Source organism: Paenibacillus sp. 1001270B_150601_E10, assembly GCF_015558675.1.
GTDB lineage: Bacteria > Bacillota > Bacilli > Paenibacillales > Paenibacillaceae > Paenibacillus_B.
In genome coordinates this window covers 50,452-71,510 of the sequence record NZ_JADMOL010000019.1, presented here as the reverse complement: position 1 = coordinate 71,510, position 21,059 = coordinate 50,452, and the positions used below count along the sequence as shown (strand labels likewise).

Genomic DNA, 21,059 nt, shown 5'->3' with positions numbered 1-21,059 from the left:
ACTCGTCATGAAAAGCAAGCTTGCTTTCACAAAATCTTTACCTGCGCTTAACAGCTTATCAATAAGGGCAAGGTGTTAACCCATACGTATACGAAATTCCATGGCTAGTCGCTAATCACCACGCACCTGGGCAGCGCGTATACTTTGCGATGAAAGACGGCAGCAGCGCCACAATTACGACTGCTGTACGTGAAGTAGACGTAGACGGCATTGTGAACTTCCGCGATCTTGGCGGCTACCAAACCAAGGATGGACGCCACGTAAAATGGGGCAAGCTGTTCCGCTCGGGTGAGCTCGCTGGCTTAACGGAACAAGGAAAACAGCAGTTTGAAGCACTTGGCTTGAATACGATTGTCGATTACCGGACCAATAGTGAAGTTCAAGCGAAACCAGATCCTGCAATTGAGGGCACAAATTATGTTCGCGTTCCTGCGATGAAGGAACAGGAGGAAAGCAACGGCACCGACTTGAACAAGCTCATTGCGACAGGAGACTTCAGTGTGCTTGGCAAGCCAGGTGAGATGCTCATTCAGGCGAATAAGGATCTTGTGAAGGCGCCGGAAGCTTACTCCAAGCTGCTTGAGATGCTGAATGATCCTGCCCATGCCAAGCTCGTTCAGCATTGTACAGCGGGTAAAGATCGTGCAGGATTAGGCTCCGCCATTCTTCTGCTGACGCTTGGCGTTCCAGAGAAGACGGTGATGGAGGATTATCTGCTTAGCAACGTTTATCGTGCCGAAGCAAACGAGCAAACGATCGAGGCGATGAAGAAGGTGATCAAGGATGAGCAGGCGCTGGAATCCTTCAAGGCGCTCCTTGACGTTCGCCCAGAATACGTGCAGGCTGCTTTTGATACGATGAAAGAAGAATTCGGCTCCATTGATGCATTCATCGAAAAGGGCTTAGGCGTTACGCCTCAGGAAAGAGCTGCACTTCAAGCGAAATACTTAGAATAGAACTCGATTATATCAAGGACGCAGCCTAGGGGAATTTGCTGGGCGCGTTCTTTTTTATTGGACGTGACGGACAGAATAAGCCATTTGAATGAAGGTTTGGTAGGATGAAGCTCAGTGAATTATAGTCATTTATTGACAATCAAAAACAGACGTACTAACATCTTGTACGAATAAAATGAGTTTATCTTGTATAAAGCTTATTCCTTGGTGATTGAATAGCGATGCTTATAAAGGAGCTGAGAATCGTGGAAATCTCAAACGGAGTTTACATGCTTGAGCTGGACTATCACGGAAATACCATCCATCCGACTCTTTTATGGGATCAAGAGATGGCCGTGCTCATCGACACTGGCTTTCCGGGACAATTTGAAGATCTAAAATTGGCTATGGAGAAGGTCGGGGTGTCTCTCGACAAGTTGAAGGCTGTCATTTTGACCCATCAGGATATCGACCACATCGGAAGTCTGCCTGAGATTCTGCTCGAATGCAGCAGCCGTATTCAGGTGTACGCACACGAACTAGATCGGCCGTACATACAAGGAGAACGACCGCTTATAAAAGACGGACATATTCAAAATCCCCCCAAAGGCAGGGTTGATCGAACCTTAATTGATGGTCAGGAGCTTCCCTACTGCGGCGGGATTCAAGTCATCCATACACCTGGACATACTGCAGGTCATATCAGCCTTTTTTTGAGAAAAAGCAGCACGCTCGTTGCTGGAGATTCCATGTATAGTGTGAACGGATTACTTGGAGGAATCCATGAGCCCACAACACTCAATGTAGAGGAAGCTCGACTCTCGCTGAAAAAGTATCTGGAGCTTAACCTGGAATCTGTCATCTGTTATCACGGAGGGCTAAGCAGGGGAAGCATTCATGAACAAATTCGAAATTTCTGTTCGATTAAAAATGAAGCAAGCGATAGACTATGAAAGCAGAGGCGGCTTCCTCTGTCTGACAAAAAATAAGCAGGCTTCCAAAGCCTGCTTATTAGTACGTCATATTCAATTCCATTTTCGCATTCGCTCAATACGGTCTATTCATCCAACCCTTGCGTGTCTTCGTCCATTCTGTATTCCAAAAGATCCCCTGGCTGACAGTCCAAAGCCTTGCAAATCGCCTCAAGTGTGGATAGGCGAATCGCTTTTGCCTTTCCATTTTTCAAAATAGAAAGGTTGGCCATTGTGATTCCTACCTTCTCCGAAAGCTCCGTCACGCTCATCTTTCTTTTCGCCAGCATCACATCAATATTGATTATTATCGCCATATTATTCACCTCAGACCGTTAAATCATTTTCTGATTTTATTTGTATCGCTTCTTGAAGGAGTCTTTGGAGAACCGCTGCGAACACAGCAACAACCAAGGATGCAAAAATCAAAACCATGCCGATTACGATAATACCCGGAGCATCGTCTACCTCAGCAATGAGATAAAAGAGCGGCATGCCTAAGACGTACAAGACGCTGATAGTCATTGCGCAGTATTTAATCTTCTTTAAAGCGATAACTGACAGCTCTGAGAAGGCATTGTTCTTATCAATATAGCTCAACAGTCTGAAAGCTTGAACCAGAGCAAAGTAAAAAGGAATGGCCGTTGCATACAAGTCCACCCAAACGAGATATTTGAGATAAGCTGCATTTGGATACAATTCTGCTGCAAAACTCCCTAACTTTGGCACCACGAATATGCATAAAGCAAGCACTGGAATTCCCATAAGAATAACAGCGATTTTCAAAAAGAGTGTTGAACCCCGCTTCATTAAACACACCTCACTTGTTTACTATAACTTTGACTATATCACATTTTTTATTGTTTTACGATAAAATATTATCGTTTAATCGTGATGCGTCGATCTTCATCCACAGTCAGCTTCGTTGAGGGATAGATGACCTCTTGAACCGATTGAAAGTTAGCCATCTCTCGATCCAGGACAAGATCTGCTACCACTCTGGAGTCGTTGACGAACACCAATCGATGGAGACGTTCATCGATTAAGCTATCATCAGCAAGCATAAATGTTCCGAACGACTTCTCCATAACGAACCCCATGTAAGTATCGCTTGTGCTCCACTCCATGCCCACCTGTTCATACATGCTTTTATTGTCCGTATAAGGGGGAATGATCGATAAGCTATCCCATTCGAAGGGAGTGAGCTTCGCCAAGTCGAATGTCCCCTTCTGCTTTGCTGCTTCTTGCATCAAGTCAATAAGCAAGTGTCCATAACGGTTATCGACTTGCATCCACCTCTTCACCTTAATCTTCCTCCTTAACCATTAGACGATGAAGTCATTCTCCGTTTTGATATCGATGGCTTCGTGCAAAAGTCTTTGAAGAACAGCAGAAAAGACGGCAATTATCATGGAGACAAACGTGAGTATAAGTCCCAAGCTTATAAAGCCTGTTATGTCCTCCCCTTCTCCTGCAGTCCATATGATGACAGAGACCAGCCCTATTCCAATCAAGGCACTGACCGTGATGGCACAATATTTTATAACCTTCAGGGCCCTAACCGATAATTCCGAAAAGGCTTTGTTCTTGTCAATATAGCTTAAAAGTCTGAGAGCCTGAAACAAGGCAACGAAAAACGGTGTGACCAGAATATACGCCCCTATCAAGAATGGATACTGCAAGTAGGAGGTCTCCGGATGCGCGGCTGCATCTTGAGCAGCCATTCCAGGCAATCCAAATATGCATAGTGCAAGAACCGGCGTACCGATAATAAACACAGCTATCTTTAAAAAGAGTGTTGACCCTAGCTTCACAACAAACACCTCACTTATTTCATGTAAAATGACTTTATCATATGTTTTATCGTTTTACAATAAATAAGTGTTGTTTAACATGATTTCCTTCAATCTTTTCAAGCGTCTTACTATAAAATAAAAAAGCATTTCTCGTGACAGAGAAATGCTTTACACGACCTCAAACCGTTTAAGTAAACTGGTTCAAGTACTGTTCTACTTCTGTTTCAATCTGATCATTCGACCGTATGACCATACAGCGTCCCTGACAACGAGAGGTTAATTCCATGATGGCCTGCATATGCTCTCGGTCAAACTTACGGTTCCATACCAGCAGCATCTCATAGAGATTGCGAAAGGTTTGCTTATAATTGCTCCTCTCCATTCCCATACGCGTCTTGATAAATCGTCGAACGACTCGGATATCCCGTTGTAAAGCATGGGGTCGAATGATGAAAATGAGGTCTGCTTCCATAAAGCTCTCCTGTCCCCATTTGTGATGAACTCCCTCAATCACCCAGTCAGGGCCTGCAACGATGTCCTGCAGCATCGAGTCCCTTACCTCTTCAGGGTATCGCTTATTCAGCTCACTGCGATCCCACACTAGATTGTCTGTCTCGATATGAGGAAGGCCATACTTTGTCGCCAACCTACGAGCCATGTAGGTCTTGCCGCTGCCGCAAGAACCGATAATTCGTATTTTCATGCTGATCGCTCACTCCATATGTAATCTTTCTTTTATATGCTGATCATTTCCAGAATACATGCGTCGGAACAATCGTAAGCACCTTGCCTATAATGCGGTCTTTCGCTAGAAACGGGGATGGCCATAAATGAGAATCATTGCTAATATTGCGATTATCCCCTAGTACAAAATAATGGCCTTCCGGCACCTCGACAGGACCATACGTATAGGTCATCACTTCGTTAAGGTACGGCTCATCGATCTTCTGATGATTGCGGTAAAGGGATTGATCTTTCACCTCGATGATGTCCCCTGGCAGGCCTACAACACGCTTCACGTATTTCTCCTTCTCATCCCTCTCTACTGGCGGATGGAACACAACGAGATCTCCATAATCAATATCTGTCAGCCACATCAGCTTCTCGACAAACAAATGATCATTAATCTCAATCGTTGGAATCATAGAACCTGTCGGCACCTTCATGGCTTCAGCCACATAGGTTCTAAAGCATAACGTGATAATAACAGCAATAAGCATGCTCGGAATCCATTGCTTTAATGTTTTCATTCACATTTCCTCCTGTAATGAAAATAAAAGAGACCTAGCAAAGTTCTAGATCTCTTCATTTACTTTCGAATAATCGCACGATAAATGAATATCGGCAGTGCAGATTGCCTGCGCCATCTTGATGTCTGTCCTTTGGCAGCAGGCACGGTCAAGAGCCGATACAGCCATTCAAGGTTGAGCGCCTTCCACCTCTTTGGCGTCTCTTTTACTTTACCTGAAAGCACATCCAAGCTTCCACCAACACCAAAAACGAGCTTGATACCGGATAGCCTCTCTTTATTCCGATAGATCCACTTGTCAGAGTATGGAGCACCCATCGCTACAATCAGCACAGCTGGCTTTGCAGCTTCAATATCAGACAAGATCTGAGGTTCTTCCTCAGATGAAAAGAAGCCATGATGCCGCCCCGCTAATCGCACCTGAGGATATTGCTCCTGCACATGCTTAACGGCACGGTCATTGCTCTCTTCATCGGTCCCTAGAAAATAAAAGCTCCATGCCTCTTGATTCCCTTGCTCCAACAGCTTGAGCAGCAGCTCATATCCTGTCACGCGCTCTGAGATTGGATTTCCCTGTCTTCTTGAAGCGTACACAATCCCAACGCCATCAGGTGTAATCCAATCCGCTTCCTTGACAATATGCTGGAGCTCCTCATCATGCTGATGCCGAATCGCAATCTCCGGGTTAATCGTTATTAAATGAAGAAGCTCAGAATCCTCTTTCGTCAGATGCTCGCCCAAATGATCAGCCGTTTCCTGCAGCGTGCACTTCGAAAAAGGGATGCCGAGTATCGCAACGGTGTCCTTCATCCTGATGTCACCTACTTCGCAATAGTATGTACTCATACTATCACGCCTTCATAACCTCTTTCAATTAACGAACGAAAAGATGATTAAGAAAAGTTATAACGCTCTGCTTTTTGATCTATACCATATAAGGACAGCTAGTTTTTTGCTAATTTAGATTTGAAGACTCTGCTTATATAATACGACACCATGCCAAGCACGATGATGCCGACGTGAACGATAGGAGACTTATGTACGCTGCCAAACTCAACCTCGCTCTTTAATTCATCTACTTCTTTGTAAGCGTGCATAATATTGGGAGCATGCGTCTCGGCTAGATAGAATCCACTAATAATTTGGTAGATGTAGTAGAGTATGAGAAACGACACCCCGACAGACAACGAAACCAAAAAAGCTTTCATAACAACCGCTTGCCTCTCCTTCTTCTTATCTCCTCACCTAATGGGTTACACCAATACATGTGCTGTCGCCTGCTGCTTAACCTTCACGGCTATTTCTGCCAGCTGGCTCTTTATCATTGGAGGGGTATGCTCGGGAATCTCGTCCCAATCAAAAAAGGCAGCATGAATGACTTCCTCCATGTCCGGCATGATCTCTCCTTCATAATCTGTACATAGATAGCCAATGATAACATTGTAGTATTCATGACCATTTTTCAGACGAGTAAACCATTCTTTCCCTGAAAGCACACCAATCAGTTCCAGCTTCTTTATCTCCAGGCCAATCTCTTCCCTAACCTCTCTTCGAGCACTCTCCTCCACGGATTCACCGAGTTCCATTAGCCCTCCTGGTATCCCCCAGCTTCGATTCTGGTATTGGACCAATAGAATATGCCCTTCCTTGTTCAGGATGACAATACTAGGCCTAACTAGAATCAAGGGTTGATTGCCAACAAGCACTCGCAGGTCTTCGATATAGCCCACGGTTCTCCCTCCTATGTCACTTTTGTCTATTCCACCATGAGATTGTACCTTATGTTGGAAATAGATTGCAATGAGAGCCTATGTCTGATTATGTCGACCTGTGGACCTGCGGTCATTTTTCAACTGCTAGTTGCCTGCGCTTTCATAGCGAGCAAGCCCTTTTTTGAAGATGAAGAGGGATAATGATACAGCATACAAGGCTACGATGGGAACAAGCCAGCCGAGGTATGCCCATTCCTCCTTGCCAAATAATGACGCAGCAGGGATGAAGCTGATAAAAGCATAGGGAACGAGAACCGAGATGATCAATTGAATGCCAAGACTATAAATGCTGATAGGGTATCTCGCTAGCTCACCAAGGGTGTGAATCGTGTGGGCGAAAGACGTATTCGTGCTCCCCGTCCAAAAGGACTGACAGCATGCGGCTAAGATAATGGATACACGAATGGCAATGCCTGAGATGAGGAACAGCAGCAGCCAGCCAATCTTGGAATAGCTCCATTCCATCTCCACGTGCTGAATCGCTTGAAGCAGCATGACTCCGCCCATCACCATACTGCCTATTCCTCCGATTCCAATGTTTGACGTAAACATCTGCACGAGCGGAGAAAGGGGTCTGACTAAAATGCGATCGAATTCGCCTTTGTTCACGAGCCCTCCAATGACCCACATGCCGTTGCATAAAAAGGCTCCTGCGCCTTCTGAAAAGATGACAAGCGAGTAAATAAAGACAATCTCCCAAAGAGACCATCCTTGAATCGATGGGATTTTTTGATAGATTAATTGCAAGAATAAGAGACCCAGCCCCTGTGTGATCACCATCGCAATCATAGATAGGATAAAGTCGGTTTGGTAGGACATCAGAGCCTTTATCTGTGTAGTCAGCAAACGATAATAGATATATAGGTTCCTGCGTGCGTATCGTATCATGCCTTATCCTCCATAGATTGTGACTTGTCTGACAGCCCAGTTCCACATGCCTTTGGCTGCGATCCACAATACGATGATCCAGATAAGCTGCATTCCAATGCCTTGTACTGCCTCTATCGTGCTCATGCGTTCAAGGTAGATGGAAGCAGGAATATAGACGATTCCTTGAAAGGGAAGAACTCTAGCAAGGAATTCAAGCCACGCTGGGAAGAACGATAGCGGAATAATGGCGCCAGATAGAAAATTCGTTACTGCAGCTCTCATCCAAGCTACGCCAATGCTGTTGGAAGTCCAGAAACAAATTAGTCCAACGATATATACGATGCAAAACTTAATGAGAAGGGACGCAAGCAAGCTTATGATAAATAAAGCGAGTGTGAGTGATGATTCTGGCAGCATGATTCCGCCTGCAAGCACAAGGGTTACTCCGATCATGATCGCTGCAATCGCCCCTTCCATCAGGCTTGAGCCGATCGTCTCCGCAGCGCGAGCCTTTTGGAAATCCAGCGGCTTCAGGAGATCCATTGCCACTTCACCGCTTAATATTTTCTTTGAAATTCTAGTTTCGGAGTACCACGAGATTAAGGAGTTGGTAAGAAAGGTGATAAAGATGTAGGCCTTCATCTGAGGCCAAGTAAAGCCCGACAGCTCTTCCCGGCCATCGAATATGGCTTTCCACATGAAGAACATCGTTAAGATAAAAATGAGACTGCCGAGCAGGCTGATGAAGTAGGAAAAGCGATAGGCAATCGTATGCTGCATCGTCATCTTAGCGAGTGTGACGTACTTCTTTTTTAGCAACGGCTTCAGCCTCCTTCCACGCCTCTTGCAGATTAAGATCGTGATTATAGACCTTGCGGATGACATGATCGATCTTTGGCTCATCGATATGGAAATCCATTACCTCGCCCTGATTCATCATATGGCGGGCAATCTCGCTTGCAGATATCTCATATTTGTCAAATCGCAGAGAGAAACGCAAACCCTCCTCACGAACAAGCGAAGTGCTTGGCATGCTTTCTATAAGGGAAGGAAGACTAACAATCGGTCGCTCAAGCTGAAAATGAATGGTTCGTTCTCTTGCATATACATTTTTAACCGTTTGAAGGTCGCCGTCATAAATAACGCTGCCTTTATCAATGATCACAAGACGTGAGCAAATCTCCTCAATGTCCTCAAGATCGTGGGTCGTGAGCATGATGGTCGTTCCGTGCTGCTGATTCATCTCCTTAATAAAGGCACGAATCCGTTCTTTGACCGCAATGTCCAACCCAATGGTCGGTTCATCCAGATAGACTATTTTAGGATTGTGCAGTAGGGCCGCTGCTAGATCTGCACGCATGCGCTGTCCTAACGATATTCTACGTGCGGGTACATGCAGAAATTCTTCAAGTCCTAGCAACTCTACGAATTGCTCCATGTTCTTCTTATAAGTCGAGGTGGGAACCTCGTAGATATCTTTAATCAACTCGAAGGACTCTATAATCGGCAAATCCCACCACAGCTGCGTGCGCTGACCAAACACCACACCGATTCTGCTGGCATTGTCCATTCGATTCTTGCTCGGGACTGCTCCATTGACGAGCACCTTTCCTGAGGTTGGTACCAGAATGCCCGTCAGCATCTTAATGGTCGTGGACTTGCCTGCGCCATTTGGCCCTACGTAAGCAACGGCCTCTCCCTCTTTAATGGTGAGGTTGATCCCATTCACTGCTACACGCTCTTGATAACGCGGGTTGAACAGATGCTTAATAGCTCCCTTAAGTCCGGGCTCCTTTACGGATACCCTATAGCTCTTCGTTAATCCTTCTGCAACGATCACATTCATTGGACACTCTCCTCTCTTTATGGTGACTGATCAGAGCCGTCCTCCTCATTGTATCGTTTTGCCCCAATAGATTAATGGAATAATATTACATTCATATGGACTTTTATTACCTCTTTACTAGTCACCAAAAATTAACAATATGCTGCTCAAGTGAATACTAGTAGACTTCTGCATAACCGCAATTCTTTCTCCTTGAATAGTCTATTACGATTAACTTGAAGGAGTGAGAAGGATGAGTGTGTTCAAAGCCTTTTTAAGCGGACAAAATGAGGTGCCGCCTGTTCGGACAGCAGCCAGCGGAAATGCAAGTTTCACTTCGAATCGTTCCAATACCCGTCTTGCCTTCCGACTTACAGTTCGCAATATTGCCCAAGTGACCCAAGCTCACATCCATCTTGGGCGAAGAGGAGAAAATGGCCCTGTTGTCGCCTTTTTATTTGGACAATCAAAATTCGGTATTACTGTAAGACGAGGGGTTATTCAGGGGACGCTCACGAACCAAGACCTAGTTGGGCCTCTGCAAGGAAGAACAATAAGTGACTTGATCCGTGAAATTCGAAACGGCAATGCCTATGTCAATGTTCACACGATCCGATTTCCTAATGGTGAGATCAGAGGTCAAATTAGACGTTAAGCTGAATCACGGACAAGAATACTCAAATGTAGAAGCCAGTCGCCAGAACTTATCGGCGACTGGTTGTCTTATACATATGCAACAATGGCCCTGCAGCCTAATGCGGCGGACCTCATATGAAAATTACACAACGATTATGCTAAACTAGCCGTATACATTCAATTTTAATCAGAATGAGGGATTACATGTATCGAATTATGATTATTGAAGATGATGAAAAAATTAGGCGAATTGTCGCTGATTCATTAATAAAGTGGCAGTATGAAATCGTAGAAGTCACCCAATTTGATCAGGTGCTGATGGAGCTCGAGCAAACTAATCCGCATCTTGTCCTATTGGATATCAATCTTCCAGTCTATGATGGTTATTACTGGTGTCAACAAATACGCGCCGTTTCTAAAGTACCGATTATCTTCCTTTCATCTCGAAACCAGAACATGGATATTATTATGGCGATTAATATGGGTGGGGATGATTTTATCCAAAAGCCTTTTGATTTAGATATTCTAGTTGCAAAGATCAATGCTCTTCTTCGCCGAAAGTACACCTATCAGGAGGAGGAACAGGTCAGGTTTACCCATCGCGGCTTGAAATTAAATGTTACCAACTCAACGATTGAATATATAGGGCAAAGTGCTGAGTTAAGCCGCAATGAATTTATCCTCTTACAATTCATGATGCGAAATGCCGGGAAAATTGTTTCGCGCGAAGATCTGATGCAGTCCCTATGGAACGAAGATCAATTCGTCGACGATAACACCCTGACAGTAAATGTGAATCGGCTGCGCAGAAAAATCGCTGAGCTAGGGCTGGAGGAGTTTATTGTTACACGTAAAGGAATGGGGTATATCATCGAATGACTGTTATACGCTTTTTATCCTATGAGAAGCCTTATATTTATCTATACGTTACCGGCATTCTGATCACAGCTGCCGTATTTTTTACCGATCATCATGTCGGTTGGGCATGGGGAACATTCTTCTATGCCAATACCTTGTCATTCATGGTATTGCTTGGTTTTTTATTATTTCGCTACCAGCAGCATGCTCGCATGCTTCGATCAATGAAAAGTGAGGATTATGAAAGCTTGTCGCTCGAAGGGGAAATCGCCAAAGTATACCTTGAAGAGCTCAAAATTCAGCATATCCGAGAAATGAATCAGATCCAAGACAGGCAGCATGACCATTATGATTTTATCGTTTCTTGGTTCCATGAAATCAAAACGCCGATTGCGGTACTTCGTTTGCTGCTTCAGACCAACGGGGACCCGAATAGTCTGAAGGAAGAAGTCACGAAGATTGAAAACTATGTAGATCAGGCGCTGTATTATGCCAAGCTCGACAGCTTTAACCAAGACTACGATATTCAAAATTGCGACCTCATTCAAATAGCCAAAAGTCTTATCAAGTCGCATTCTAAAACATTTTTCTCCAAAAAAATCAGCATCGACCTGCAGGCAGCGTCATTGGAGGTTCAAAGCGATCCGAAATGGCTGCATTTTATCCTCAATCAGGTGCTTACAAACAGCTTAAAATATACCGAACCTGACGGAAAGATGACACTGTCCGCATATGAGAATCCCCAGGAAAAACAGCTGATCATACGGGACAGCGGGATTGGGATCAGCCCAACAGACCTGCCGCGAATATTTAATCGCGGCTTTACTGGTGAAACAGGCCGAATCTATACGAAGTCAACCGGAATGGGGTTATTTCTGGCACAGCAATTATCGAACAAGCTCGGCCATTACATTAGCTGTACATCCGAAGTTGGTGTGTATACTCAATTTATCATCCATTTTCCTAAAGACGATGATCCTTATTTATGGAGGCAGAAAAAAACGCAATGATCAGCTCATTGCGTTTTTTGGATTTACAATTTTATAGTACACACGTACAGAGGATATATAAAACAAAATATAGATAACAAAGTACAGGATCAGGATCCCCGATATAATCGACGTTAGCTGTGGGAAATCCTTAACCTCCGCCAAGGCGGGATAATACATCAAGAACCAGCTGTGAAGCAATCCAAGAAGAAGCGGAGGCATGAACACAAACAGCAGCTGCTTGCGGATCACCTTCTTTATTTCACGGTCATCGATCCCAATTTTCTGAAGAATCGAATATTGGCTTTGCTCTTCCGTTGCTTCGCGCAATTGCTTGAAATAAATCATACTCCCCAAAGCGAATAAAGCAATTACCGCCAGAAATGCAGCTGAGAATAGCAGCAAGGAGGAGCTTTCAATGTTTATCGAATAAAGATCTACAAACGAGGCATAGTATGCGTCTGGTGCAGCCGCAACAATGGCTTGAACGTTTCGAGATAGTTCATTTGCCGATGTGGCGTCTTTAATTTGATAAATGTCAAAGGAAACCGCCGCCTCTTCCAAACTAAGGGTATGAAACGCTTCGTCAGAAATGATCAAGACAGAAGGTCTCAACCCTATGTCTCCTTTTGAATCTGTAGCTTTACTCAGCAGTGTATAGTCTTTTCTTTCGACCAGATCGAAGGTTGTTGTATTTTCCTTAAGCTTTACGGTAAAGGATGGCTGCTCGCTTCCCGAAAACGTTACAGACTTGTTTATACCCTGAGCAAGGGCAACAGCTTCTTGTCCCTGTAACTTTACTTGCTGTACATCACCGCGTGCACTGACCATATTGTTGAATTCCGATTCTGAAAACAGCAGGAGCTGCTCTGAAAAATATTCTGCATTCGGAAAAGCGGCTTTCTTGTCTGATGTAGGCTTAGCAGCTAGCCCTTTAAGCCTTTGATGATCAAGAATCGGATGATCTGCCTGAATCATTTGTTCAATTTGCTTCTGTGTTTGTTCATCCGTTGATGAGAACGCAATGTGGTTCGGGAATTCTCTCTTGACCGCATCAAATTGAACAGCATAGTTGATCGATACGAAGCCTACTAGATAAACGATAACCGTACTGAATAAGGTTATAAAGGTAAGATTAAAGGTATTCCCGCGAACTGAAAAACGCAGCGAGGAAACCCACAGCATCTTGTTCCCCTCAACATATTTTTTTCCGCGGCTCATCTTCTCCAGCAACCAGCCGAAAAATTGTCGGAAGAATAAATAGGTTCCGCCGATAAATCCTACTGTTGCGGTAATCATGCTCGCGAGGTAATAATCCTGCCAGTAAACTGAATTTCCTTCACGGCTGATAAGAAAATATCCGACCCCTATAAGCAGGATGGACAATATGGAAAGCCATGCAGAGAACCTAAGGGGCTTGTCCCTTTTCTCCTTCGCACGGAATAGTTCCACCAATTGAACGCGGCGTACACTGAAGTAGCTTTGCACACTAATGATACTAATGAGCAGCAGGAACAAAAGAAGGGTTAAGCCTACTGCTTTCAAGGGGAAAGCAAAAGAAATGACATTATCATATTGCATGAGATTCATTAGCAGCATGCCAAAAAATTTGGACAATAGTCCTCCAATCAGCATCCCGCTTACAAGAGCTATAGAGCTCAAGCACAACGTCTCATAGAATACGATCATGGCAATTTGCCGTTCACTCATCCCATATAGCAAGTACATCCCGAATTCCTTTTTGCGCTGTTTCATAAAAAACGAGTTGGCATATAGGATGAAAAAGATAATAAATAGGAATACAACAACGGATGCGACCATCACACCCAATTGGAAATTCTCCTTATTATGGATGGCTTCTAAAATATCGCTATTGAACATTAAGGAGGAGAATGTAAAGTGAATGATGACTCCAATAAGCATGGAAATGAAGTAAATCGAATATAGGCGAAAGCTTCGCTTCATGCTGCGCCATGATAGATCAAGCAAGCTCATCCACGATTTCCCCCTATGACACTTTGAATCGTTAGAATCCGATCAAAAAACTCTTTTTCAGTCTGCTCACCTCTAAACATTTCATTGACGATCTTTCCGTCTCTCAGGAAAATAACGCGCTGACAATAGCTCGCTGCATAAGGGTCATGCGTAATCATCAGGACCGTTGTCTTAAACGTGCTGTTGAGCAACTGAATATGTTCGAGCAGTTGGGTGGCAGAGCGGGAATCCAGTGCCCCTGTCGGCTCATCGGCAAATACAATCGCTGGATTCGTAATGATTGCCCGCGCTGCAGCTGTTCGCTGCTTCTGTCCGCCGGATATCTCAGAAGGATATTGATGCAGGATCGATTCTATATTTAACGCTTCTACCAATTTTTCCAGACGCTCCTCCATGTCCTCAGCAGCTGTTCTTTGCAAAGAGAGCGGAAGCAAAATATTTTCTTTGACCGTTAATGTGTCAAGTAGGTTGTAGTCTTGAAAAATAAACCCGATGCGTTTGCGACGGAATTCTCGAAGATCCTTCTTTTTCAGATCCAACAGCGATTTCCCTTCAATCCAAACATCTCCTCCATTGAAGCTATCTATCGATGAGAGAGTATTCATTAATGTCGTTTTCCCAGAGCCGGAAGGTCCCATTATTGCAGTGAACTCCCCTTGCTCAATAGTCATATCAATATTTTTTAATACCTGTGTTTTTCCATATGTTTTTGATAAGTTCTTCGTTTCGATAATCTTCGTCATATCTCTTCCTCCTCCCCCCCCTACTATACTTACTCATTCACCAGCCAACCATAGCGATAACATAATCTAAAGTGACATTTTTGTCATGTTGCGTTAGGAGTATGTTCAAGGCATTTTCCCTGTCCCTTTTGTTCTTATGTTTGCCCAATTCCGCATAGACAATCACCTAAAGTTATCCAGATAAATATAATAACAGGTAAATTATTGAAGAAGCATGATACATCTTCAAGCAACAACGAAAGGAGAAAAAGCAATGCCGTTTAAGTTTAGGAATCAAACAAATTCAACCGTGTGGTTAGCCGCCGCCTACTATGAACCAAGCTGCGCTCAAAAATGGGTAAAAGAAGGATGGTTTCAAATGACCCCTGGACAGACCGTAACGTTGTGGCCTGGGCCAGCTACGTACAGTGATGTTTATTTCTTTGCTAGGGACTTAAACGAAACGAGGAAATGGGAAGGAAATGAATATCAAGTTGTTCTGCCATTAGGGCAACCGGAATTTTCAAATGGGTTAGATTATTACTTCAAGCGGTGCTGGGGCGAACCTACTACGGAGGCCAATCGGATACGCCGTGGGTTGATTGGCGTTAGACCTACATCGGATGACTACACATACCCTATTTCTTAATGGATAATGGATAGATAAAGTGCTGTCTCAGTTTAAAGTTCACTAAGGAGTTAATCGTGGTTAGGAGTCAAATGACCTAGATTTATTCCATAAATCAACACACGACAAGGCTAAAGGGCAACCTTATAGCCTTCTTTATTTCAAGGCAATAGAAAATAAAAGTCCCCTAACAGCGGTTAAGCCATTAGAGGACAACTTACGTTTATTTAGAATCCGAGGAGCTGTTGTCTTATTTTACGCCTATGCGCATCCTATAGCTGAACAAGACTTCCAAGGTTCTGCCATTAAAATAATCTTCTGCGAGTGCACGGAAATCCGCGATGTCTTCATCAAGGTCTGTTGAGCTATGCTTCAACACGGTCTGCACGCCCCCTTGGCTGAATGCCAAGCCAACATATCGATCTGCATCACATTGCTCCGAATGATGGAACACGATTTCCTTCGTGAAGCGAAATGCCCCGCTTTGTCTCATCTGGTCGAGATGCTGCTCTTTATCTCTCTTCATCGCCTGTTCTTCACGGGCCACGAACGAATCGATAAGGCGATCAGCCTTGCTCGTAATATGCAAATACTTCTCTTCCAACCGCCAATCCAAGCTTGGAGGCCAATCGCAATCATAAGCGGCGAATATTCCGCCGTCCTTCAATACGCGGTGGAATTCCTTCAGCGTGCTAACAGGCTCCATCCAGTGGAAGGATTGAGAGCAGGTAATGATATCTGCGCACTCAGACTCCACCGGAAGTTCATTCGAATAGCCCGGCACGAATGTAATAGGAGCGTCTTGATCGACTAATGCCAGCTTGGATGAAGCTGTATTTCTCATATCGTCATTGGGCTCAACACCAATGACTCGATCGGCATGATCTCTCCATATGTATGTGGACAAGCCCGTTCCACAGCCAACATCAACGACAAGCGATGGACGTTCACCCCGGTACGAACTCAGAATGTCCGGCACGATAGCAGGCGGCTCAGGGCGATATTGATCGTAGAGATGACTATAACCAGTAAAACGCTGAATGTTGCTCTCTGAATTGCCTTTTGGAATCATAATTGACGACCTCCTTGAAACAAACGTTGAAAAATCATTCTACTTAAACGACTATGGATGGATTGAACAGATAGGATAGAGTCGATATGAGCCTCATCTACAAAGCCGATTCCGAACTTCCACAACGATCCTACCTCGCAGAGAACGAAGCACCGCACAGTTGACGACGAAGATCATTTACGGTAGCAACAACAACAGTAGCACCCGCACCTTCAAGCTCTTCCCTGCTGCCATAGCCATACTCAACCCCAATGGAATCCATGTGATTGAGATTGGCGCCAATCATATCATGCTTGCGGTCTCCGATCATGACACAATCCGCCGCAGATAGCCGCTTTTCTTCCAAAACATGCTGGATGATGTCTCCCTTTGCTGATCTTGTGCCATCCAAGTGGCTTCCGCTCACATAGGTAAAATAAGAATCCAGTTTAAAGTAACGCAAGATCCGTTCGGCAAAGAGCGTTGGCTTCGAAGTGGCGACATAGAGGGAACGCCCTTCATGGATAAGCTGCTCTAAGAGTTCGATCATGCCGCTGAACAGCTCATTTTCAAAAATGCCTTGCTCACTAAAGTATTCCCGATAATACGTGATCGCTTGTGACGCCTGTTCCTCTGAAAAAGAGTAGATTTCAGTAAATGACTGCATAAGCGGCGGCCCGATAAAGGGATCTAGCTGATCCAGATCTTCTATCTCAATGCCCAATCGCTTCAAAGCGTACTGAACCGACTTCGTGATGCCTAGCTTCGGGTCGGTTAATGTTCCATCCAAATCAAACAATAGATGAGAATACGGCACAATCATTCCTTCTTTCTAATGAGTTTGTTCCTATGTCTCATGCGGAGCTTCGAGCCTAATCTGCTTTCCCCATCTTATCACGTTTTATCGATATATGTTGACATACAAAAAGAGACTATAACTAGTCTCTTCATCGTCAATAGTCTGAATAAAGCTATTCGGTCATATTCGCAGCTTTCGCAAGCATATCCGACTTCTTCTGTTCAACAGCCTCGCGGAAGGTTTGCTCAGCTTCCTTTACAAGACTTAATCCGTGATGGTTGGCCTTTAATTCTGAGCTCATTCGCTCAAGCAGCCCATCAAAGGCGGTATTCACATTTGACTCCAGCTTTTTGGCAGCACTTAAGTAAAGGGAGGAAAGGTCGGACAGGCTTCTTTCACTTTCACCCTGCTTGTAACGGATATATTCCACCTTCGCCTTGTCGCCAAGCGTCTCTAATCGCCGAATGGCAGTAGACTCCAGCCTTTTAAACAGCTTCATATATTTCGTTCGAATCTGTTCTTCGGTCTGCGTATGGGATGTGCGGCTTGGAGGATTGCCCTCCGACTTCTTAGGCGGTTCATTCATTCTCGAAGTCTTTCCGAACTCCTCCTGTTCATGGGAAGACGAAGGGACGGACGTCGATTGCCCCTTCTGACCTGCTTGCGGATTAAGCGTTTGATTATGATCTCCCTTCGGAGGAACACTCTTCTCAACAGGAGATTCATCTGTTTCACTTGCTGGATCCCCAGGTGCCGCTACTCCCCCGCTCTCAAGCTCTTCTTCATCCATAGCAAATTCAAAATTAAAAAAATCGCTGTCTACTCCTAGCTCTGTTGTCGTGACTTCACGATTGGTAAAATAATCGATCCCCCACCAGACTGCTCCGCCTGCAATAAGCAGCACGAGCGCCGTAATGATGCCAATTCTTTTCCACATGAGGTTCAGCCTCCTTGTCTATTTGGAAATGGCCCTACGTTCCATCTGTCTGGTCATTCCTCTTCAATCGTCCCAGAACACTCCTATACATCGCCATAATCTGTCTCCATGCGGCGACCGCTGTTCTTCGCTCGGATATGAGGTTCATGCTGATTACGACGAGAAGCATCCCGAGCGAGATGCCGCAGGCTGCCAGGGTCCACTCCAGCCAGCTCGTTGGTTGAAGGAGCGGCAGCAGGATAAATGGAGCCATTCCCATAACGCTCACAACCGCAATTCTTATGACCCGATACAAACTGTGTCTAAGTGTGCCCTGAAGAATTTGCTTTGCAGCGTAATAAAGCAATAATGGGGTGCGATATAAATGAGCGCACAATGAGCCCAGCAGCACGCCTGTCACTCCAAGCCACTGCACAAGGGCAATGGATGCTGCCAGATGGATGATCGATTCCATCAAGGATTGGCGCTTGGTCTCCCTAAAGTGGCCTGCGGCTTGAATGAGCATGTAGTGCGGCTGGCGAATATTCCCGACAATGCCGCAAATCACAAAAAGAAGCGCAAGCTCAGGACGAATATATTGGGCATCCTGAATGCCCGCGGTATAGATAGAGATGAACGGCAGGATCAATACTCCAGCCGTGATATATCCCCAAGTCAGCACGCCATAGTACAAATATTCATAAAGGCCGAAGCTTCGGTGCAGCGTCTCCTGATCGTTATTTGCAATCAGTTGACCGAAGGAAGCAATCAGTCCAGTCGAAAATGCGGCAATAAACATGTTAACCGCAACAAAAATCATGTTGTATACGGCATAAACACTCACTTCCTTTAAGCTGCAAAAGATCGTGATCACGAGGATCGGCGCCGCATTTACAATCAAGTTGTTCAACTGGTGGATAAACGCATCCCATCTTCGGTCCAGTGCCTGATAATCAGGCGTTGCTTGATAACTGACCTCTCGATATTTGCGCAATACATACCCTCTAACGAGAATGACGCGAGAGACGAAGATCAGCATTGCCGCAGATTGCGTAATCAGCACATCAAAGCCTGCCTGTATCAAGAGGATCGATACCGCCGCATTCAAGATGACGCCAAGCGTCTGTATGAGCGATAGGATATAGCTCTTTTGATCCGCCACAAGCAGCACGCGATATTTGCCAATCACAAAATACTCAACAAGCCCGCTTCCCGCTAAGATAAGCACCATCATACTCGCTGTAATAGCCGGCACCTGTCCATGCACAAGCAGAGGATATAGTAGAGAGGAAAGGACAACAAGACCTGCGAAGCCATAGCCAACACGACGGTAAAAATGATGGGAGGCGGACAGAATCGCATTTAGCCGCCCCCACTGCTGCGAGGCAAGCGGAGCATACAATGCCGCGATTGAGGCCGCCCCCAAGCCTGCTTCGATCAACGATAAATAACGCAAAAATTGATTAATGGAGGAAACCATTCCATTTACAGAAGAGCCGTACGCTTCTATCATTAAACGCGGCAGCAGGATGCCTACTAGCGCAGTCACAAATTGAAGCAGCAGGTTGGCAGACAAGTTAAACAGCGCCTTTTTACTTCTCATGCTCATACCTGCTGACCGTCATGTTTTTTTCAACATACTCCTCATCTTCAGGCTGCTCTTCGCCGCGATAGTACAAATTCATCAGCAGCATAACCATAAAAAAGTAGGTGTTGTACTTGGCTAAGGATTGAAGGGAAAGTAAAAAGATGAAAGTAGACAAGATGGGAAGCCATGCAATAAAGCCTGGCGCCGCACGAACCTTGAACTTTAACCGTACACAGTAGGCTAGCACAAGCACCACGACAGCGAGTAAAAAGCTTCCAAGCCAACCCCATGCCACTAACGACTCCACATACGTATTGTGCGGCCCCGTCAGCACGCCTCGAATCGCAACTCCGCTGTCTGCCAGGTATCCGATAACGCCATGCCCCCAAAGCATTTCCGATAACGAAGAACTCATAAACCCTTCCCAGTACTTCATCAATAAGAAGGAGCGTTGGCCGGTTAGATCCTGCAGCGTTTCCCCCACTGACATGCGAGCTAAGGTGGATTGAATCAGCGACCCTATCGGGACTGCGAAGAGCGCTCCAACCGTCACGATAAGGAGCAAGAGCCGTTTACGAAGCTTCAATAGAATGTGATGCCTTGTAAACAGCATATACACGAGCAGAATTCCAAGCGTAATCCCTGCTGTGAGAAAATAGGCTCGAGATAAGGTCGTTAAGCCTAATATCGCGAGTCCGATTGCCAGTACGATATAGATATAACGAGAGCTTGATTGCTTGTATAGATGGAGTAAGAAAAATACTGCCATCAGGATCAGCATCCCGAAGCCGTTCGGATCGCCTCCGGCACCTTCGAATCGCGTATAGCCAATCGCAGCAGCGGGATTCCCCCACTCCATCACATAGCCAAATAGACTGGACAGCACGATTCCTGCAACAAAGGCATGAACCGCGGTCTTGAAGCTGAGCTTTATATTCAGATCGATAATCATTAGCGCTGCATAAAGCAAAAGAGCCCCCCATCGGATCGTTGGGATCAGCAAGCTGCTGCTGTATCCGTACAAATGAGTGAATTCGTAAGCAATCAGCAACAGCACCATAACAAGACCTATGCGATGGAGTCTCATCTTGCTGGCTCGTGCCACAATATGCTTGGCTAAAGCAGCGAGATACAGCACCGTAGCTAATGAGAAGTTTGATTCCTCCGTCACGAATAGAGGGAGCGAGGGAAGCAAGAACAAGAGCAGATAAAAATTGGCGTATACATGGGACACCGCTACGTACAGGATCATAATCCCTATACCAGCCTTTAGATAGATTGGCTGCTGAAGCCAGGCGTATAGAAGCAGCAGCACAATCAGCGCCATGTAGAAGAGGCCGTTTTTCCATCCTATCCCGCTGCCCAAGCTGCTCCAAGAGAAGCCTTGGCTCTTCGATTCGTACAGCTGCTGCATAGGTTCCTCTCCCTTTTGTGAGCAATCTCCATGATCTTACGTTTC

Annotated in this window: 25 protein-coding genes; 6 read left to right on the top strand and 19 right to left on the bottom strand. The window is 45.1% G+C overall.

Going from position 1 to position 21,059, the window contains the following annotated elements; genetic code table 11:
- Nucleotides 1-149 precede the first annotated feature (149 nt).
- Nucleotides 150-956 (top strand): tyrosine-protein phosphatase, encoded by an 807-nt coding sequence (locus tag I2H74_RS23350; RefSeq protein ID WP_195576652.1) that lies wholly within the window; start codon nt 150-152, stop codon nt 954-956.
- Between the two features lie 245 nt (nt 957-1,201).
- Complete coding sequence (locus I2H74_RS23345; RefSeq protein ID WP_195576651.1) at nt 1,202-1,888, top strand: MBL fold metallo-hydrolase; 687 nt, start codon at nt 1,202-1,204, stop codon at nt 1,886-1,888.
- A 104-nt stretch (nt 1,889-1,992) separates the two neighbouring features.
- Here the strand turns inward: I2H74_RS23345 and I2H74_RS23340 are convergent, their stop codons facing one another.
- The 12 genes from I2H74_RS23340 to I2H74_RS23285 all read right to left on the bottom strand — a co-directional run bounded on the left by I2H74_RS23340 (nt 1,993) and on the right by I2H74_RS23285 (nt 9,439).
- Entirely contained in the window at nt 1,993-2,223 is a 231-nt protein-coding gene (locus I2H74_RS23340; RefSeq protein ID WP_195576657.1) for a helix-turn-helix domain-containing protein, read from the bottom strand.
- Nucleotides 2,224-2,233: 10 nt separating this feature from the next.
- Entirely contained in the window at nt 2,234-2,716 is a 483-nt protein-coding gene (locus tag I2H74_RS23335) for a DUF2975 domain-containing protein (RefSeq protein ID WP_195576650.1), read from the bottom strand.
- 68 nt (nt 2,717-2,784) lie between these two features.
- On the bottom strand, nt 2,785-3,210 hold the full coding sequence (locus I2H74_RS23330; protein WP_195576649.1) for a hypothetical protein: 426 nt from the start codon (nt 3,208-3,210) through the stop codon (nt 2,785-2,787).
- 21 nt (nt 3,211-3,231) lie between these two features.
- On the bottom strand, nt 3,232-3,720 hold the full coding sequence (locus I2H74_RS23325) for a DUF2975 domain-containing protein (RefSeq protein ID WP_195576656.1): 489 nt from the start codon (nt 3,718-3,720) through the stop codon (nt 3,232-3,234).
- 169 nt (nt 3,721-3,889) lie between these two features.
- Nucleotides 3,890-4,405 (bottom strand): hypothetical protein, encoded by a 516-nt coding sequence (locus I2H74_RS23320; protein ID WP_229506149.1) that lies wholly within the window; start codon nt 4,403-4,405, stop codon nt 3,890-3,892.
- 43 nt (nt 4,406-4,448) lie between these two features.
- Nucleotides 4,449-4,952 (bottom strand): signal peptidase I, encoded by a 504-nt coding sequence (lepB, locus tag I2H74_RS23315; RefSeq protein ID WP_195576648.1) that lies wholly within the window; start codon nt 4,950-4,952, stop codon nt 4,449-4,451.
- A 59-nt stretch (nt 4,953-5,011) separates the two neighbouring features.
- A complete protein-coding gene (locus I2H74_RS23310) occupies nt 5,012-5,761 on the bottom strand; it encodes a WecB/TagA/CpsF family glycosyltransferase (RefSeq protein ID WP_195576647.1) in 750 nt (249 codons plus the stop codon).
- Between the two features lie 134 nt (nt 5,762-5,895).
- Nucleotides 5,896-6,159: a hypothetical protein gene (locus I2H74_RS23305; protein WP_195576646.1), complete on the bottom strand. Its 264-nt coding sequence runs from the start codon at nt 6,157-6,159 to the stop codon at nt 5,896-5,898.
- 45 nt (nt 6,160-6,204) lie between these two features.
- Complete coding sequence (locus tag I2H74_RS23300) at nt 6,205-6,681, bottom strand: NUDIX hydrolase (protein WP_195576645.1); 477 nt, start codon at nt 6,679-6,681, stop codon at nt 6,205-6,207.
- Between the two features lie 126 nt (nt 6,682-6,807).
- A complete protein-coding gene (locus I2H74_RS23295) occupies nt 6,808-7,611 on the bottom strand; it encodes an ABC transporter permease (RefSeq protein WP_195576644.1) in 804 nt (267 codons plus the stop codon).
- A 3-nt stretch (nt 7,612-7,614) separates the two neighbouring features.
- Complete coding sequence (locus I2H74_RS23290) at nt 7,615-8,412, bottom strand: ABC transporter permease (protein WP_195576643.1); 798 nt, start codon at nt 8,410-8,412, stop codon at nt 7,615-7,617.
- The gene (locus tag I2H74_RS23285) at nt 8,381-9,439 is read right to left on the bottom strand and encodes an ABC transporter ATP-binding protein (RefSeq protein WP_195576642.1); all 1,059 of its coding nucleotides are present in this window, start codon (nt 9,437-9,439) and stop codon (nt 8,381-8,383) included. Before I2H74_RS23285 ends, I2H74_RS23290 begins: the two co-directional genes overlap by 32 nt.
- Before the next feature lie 232 nt (nt 9,440-9,671).
- On the opposite strand from I2H74_RS23285, the gene I2H74_RS23280 reads away from it, so the two are divergent.
- The 3 genes from I2H74_RS23280 (at nt 9,672) to I2H74_RS23270 (ending at nt 11,922) form a co-directional block, all read left to right on the top strand.
- A complete protein-coding gene (locus tag I2H74_RS23280) occupies nt 9,672-10,073 on the top strand; it encodes a CHRD domain-containing protein (RefSeq protein WP_195576641.1) in 402 nt (133 codons plus the stop codon).
- A gap of 185 nt (nt 10,074-10,258) precedes the next feature.
- Complete coding sequence (locus I2H74_RS23275; protein WP_195576640.1) at nt 10,259-10,933, top strand: response regulator transcription factor; 675 nt, start codon at nt 10,259-10,261, stop codon at nt 10,931-10,933.
- Entirely contained in the window at nt 10,930-11,922 is a 993-nt protein-coding gene (locus I2H74_RS23270) for a sensor histidine kinase (protein ID WP_195576639.1), read from the top strand. The genes I2H74_RS23275 and I2H74_RS23270 overlap by 4 nt, the downstream gene beginning before the upstream one ends.
- On the opposite strand, the gene I2H74_RS23265 is transcribed toward I2H74_RS23270, so the two are convergent.
- Together I2H74_RS23265 and I2H74_RS23260 are read right to left on the bottom strand one after the other, a co-directional pair.
- Nucleotides 11,923-13,896 carry an ABC transporter permease gene (locus I2H74_RS23265; RefSeq protein ID WP_195576638.1) on the bottom strand — a complete coding sequence of 658 codons (1,974 nt, stop codon included), beginning with the start codon at nt 13,894-13,896 and terminating at the stop codon, nt 11,923-11,925.
- Complete coding sequence (locus tag I2H74_RS23260; protein WP_195576637.1) at nt 13,893-14,639, bottom strand: ABC transporter ATP-binding protein; 747 nt, start codon at nt 14,637-14,639, stop codon at nt 13,893-13,895. The genes I2H74_RS23265 and I2H74_RS23260 overlap by 4 nt, the downstream gene beginning before the upstream one ends.
- A 214-nt stretch (nt 14,640-14,853) precedes the next feature.
- Here I2H74_RS23260 and I2H74_RS23255 point away from each other — a divergent pair, with 214 nt between their 5' ends.
- Nucleotides 14,854-15,267, top strand: a complete 414-nt coding sequence (locus I2H74_RS23255) for a DUF1036 domain-containing protein (RefSeq protein WP_324254145.1) — start codon at nt 14,854-14,856, stop codon at nt 15,265-15,267.
- A 229-nt stretch (nt 15,268-15,496) separates the two neighbouring features.
- Here the strand turns inward: I2H74_RS23255 and I2H74_RS23250 are convergent, their stop codons facing one another.
- The 5 genes from I2H74_RS23250 to I2H74_RS23230 all read right to left on the bottom strand — a co-directional run bounded on the left by I2H74_RS23250 (nt 15,497) and on the right by I2H74_RS23230 (nt 21,014).
- Nucleotides 15,497-16,318: a class I SAM-dependent methyltransferase gene (locus tag I2H74_RS23250; RefSeq protein ID WP_195576635.1), complete on the bottom strand. Its 822-nt coding sequence runs from the start codon at nt 16,316-16,318 to the stop codon at nt 15,497-15,499.
- A gap of 130 nt (nt 16,319-16,448) precedes the next feature.
- Entirely contained in the window at nt 16,449-17,120 is a 672-nt protein-coding gene (locus tag I2H74_RS23245; RefSeq protein WP_195576634.1) for an HAD family hydrolase, read from the bottom strand.
- Nucleotides 17,121-17,268: 148 nt separating this feature from the next.
- Nucleotides 17,269-18,033, bottom strand: coding sequence for a hypothetical protein (locus I2H74_RS23240; protein ID WP_195576633.1), 765 nt, complete (start codon nt 18,031-18,033; stop codon nt 17,269-17,271).
- 34 nt (nt 18,034-18,067) lie between these two features.
- On the bottom strand, nt 18,068-19,615 hold the full coding sequence (locus I2H74_RS23235) for a lipopolysaccharide biosynthesis protein (RefSeq protein ID WP_195576632.1): 1,548 nt from the start codon (nt 19,613-19,615) through the stop codon (nt 18,068-18,070).
- Entirely contained in the window at nt 19,605-21,014 is a 1,410-nt protein-coding gene (locus tag I2H74_RS23230; protein WP_195576631.1) for a hypothetical protein, read from the bottom strand. Before I2H74_RS23230 ends, I2H74_RS23235 begins: the two co-directional genes overlap by 11 nt.
- Between the last annotated feature and the right edge of the window lie 45 nt (nt 21,015-21,059).

Bases quoted from the DNA above. Each gene is read 5' to 3' on its own strand.
- I2H74_RS23350 (WP_195576652.1), top strand. From the start codon at position 150: ATGAAAGACGGCAGCAGCGCCACAATTACGACTGCTGTACGTGAAGTA.
- I2H74_RS23340 (WP_195576657.1), bottom strand. From the start codon at position 2,223: ATGGCGATAATAATCAATATTGATGTGATGCTGGCGAAAAGAAAGATG.
- I2H74_RS23335 (WP_195576650.1), bottom strand. From the start codon at position 2,716: ATGAAGCGGGGTTCAACACTCTTTTTGAAAATCGCTGTTATTCTTATG.
- I2H74_RS23320 (WP_229506149.1), bottom strand. From the start codon at position 4,405: ATGAAAATACGAATTATCGGTTCTTGCGGCAGCGGCAAGACCTACATG.
- lepB (WP_195576648.1), bottom strand. From the start codon at position 4,952: ATGAAAACATTAAAGCAATGGATTCCGAGCATGCTTATTGCTGTTATT.
- I2H74_RS23310 (WP_195576647.1), bottom strand. From the start codon at position 5,761: ATGAAGGACACCGTTGCGATACTCGGCATCCCTTTTTCGAAGTGCACG.
- I2H74_RS23305 (WP_195576646.1), bottom strand. From the start codon at position 6,159: ATGAAAGCTTTTTTGGTTTCGTTGTCTGTCGGGGTGTCGTTTCTCATA.
- I2H74_RS23295 (WP_195576644.1), bottom strand. From the start codon at position 7,611: ATGATACGATACGCACGCAGGAACCTATATATCTATTATCGTTTGCTG.
- I2H74_RS23285 (WP_195576642.1), bottom strand. From the start codon at position 9,439: ATGAATGTGATCGTTGCAGAAGGATTAACGAAGAGCTATAGGGTATCC.
- I2H74_RS23280 (WP_195576641.1), top strand. From the start codon at position 9,672: ATGAGTGTGTTCAAAGCCTTTTTAAGCGGACAAAATGAGGTGCCGCCT.
- I2H74_RS23275 (WP_195576640.1), top strand. From the start codon at position 10,259: ATGTATCGAATTATGATTATTGAAGATGATGAAAAAATTAGGCGAATT.
- I2H74_RS23270 (WP_195576639.1), top strand. From the start codon at position 10,930: ATGACTGTTATACGCTTTTTATCCTATGAGAAGCCTTATATTTATCTA.
- I2H74_RS23265 (WP_195576638.1), bottom strand. From the start codon at position 13,896: ATGAGCTTGCTTGATCTATCATGGCGCAGCATGAAGCGAAGCTTTCGC.
- I2H74_RS23260 (WP_195576637.1), bottom strand. From the start codon at position 14,639: ATGACGAAGATTATCGAAACGAAGAACTTATCAAAAACATATGGAAAA.
- I2H74_RS23255 (WP_324254145.1), top strand. From the start codon at position 14,854: ATGATACATCTTCAAGCAACAACGAAAGGAGAAAAAGCAATGCCGTTT.
- I2H74_RS23250 (WP_195576635.1), bottom strand. From the start codon at position 16,318: ATGATTCCAAAAGGCAATTCAGAGAGCAACATTCAGCGTTTTACTGGT.
- I2H74_RS23245 (WP_195576634.1), bottom strand. From the start codon at position 17,120: ATGATTGTGCCGTATTCTCATCTATTGTTTGATTTGGATGGAACATTA.
- I2H74_RS23240 (WP_195576633.1), bottom strand. From the start codon at position 18,033: ATGTGGAAAAGAATTGGCATCATTACGGCGCTCGTGCTGCTTATTGCA.
- I2H74_RS23235 (WP_195576632.1), bottom strand. From the start codon at position 19,615: ATGAGAAGTAAAAAGGCGCTGTTTAACTTGTCTGCCAACCTGCTGCTT.
- I2H74_RS23230 (WP_195576631.1), bottom strand. From the start codon at position 21,014: ATGCAGCAGCTGTACGAATCGAAGAGCCAAGGCTTCTCTTGGAGCAGC.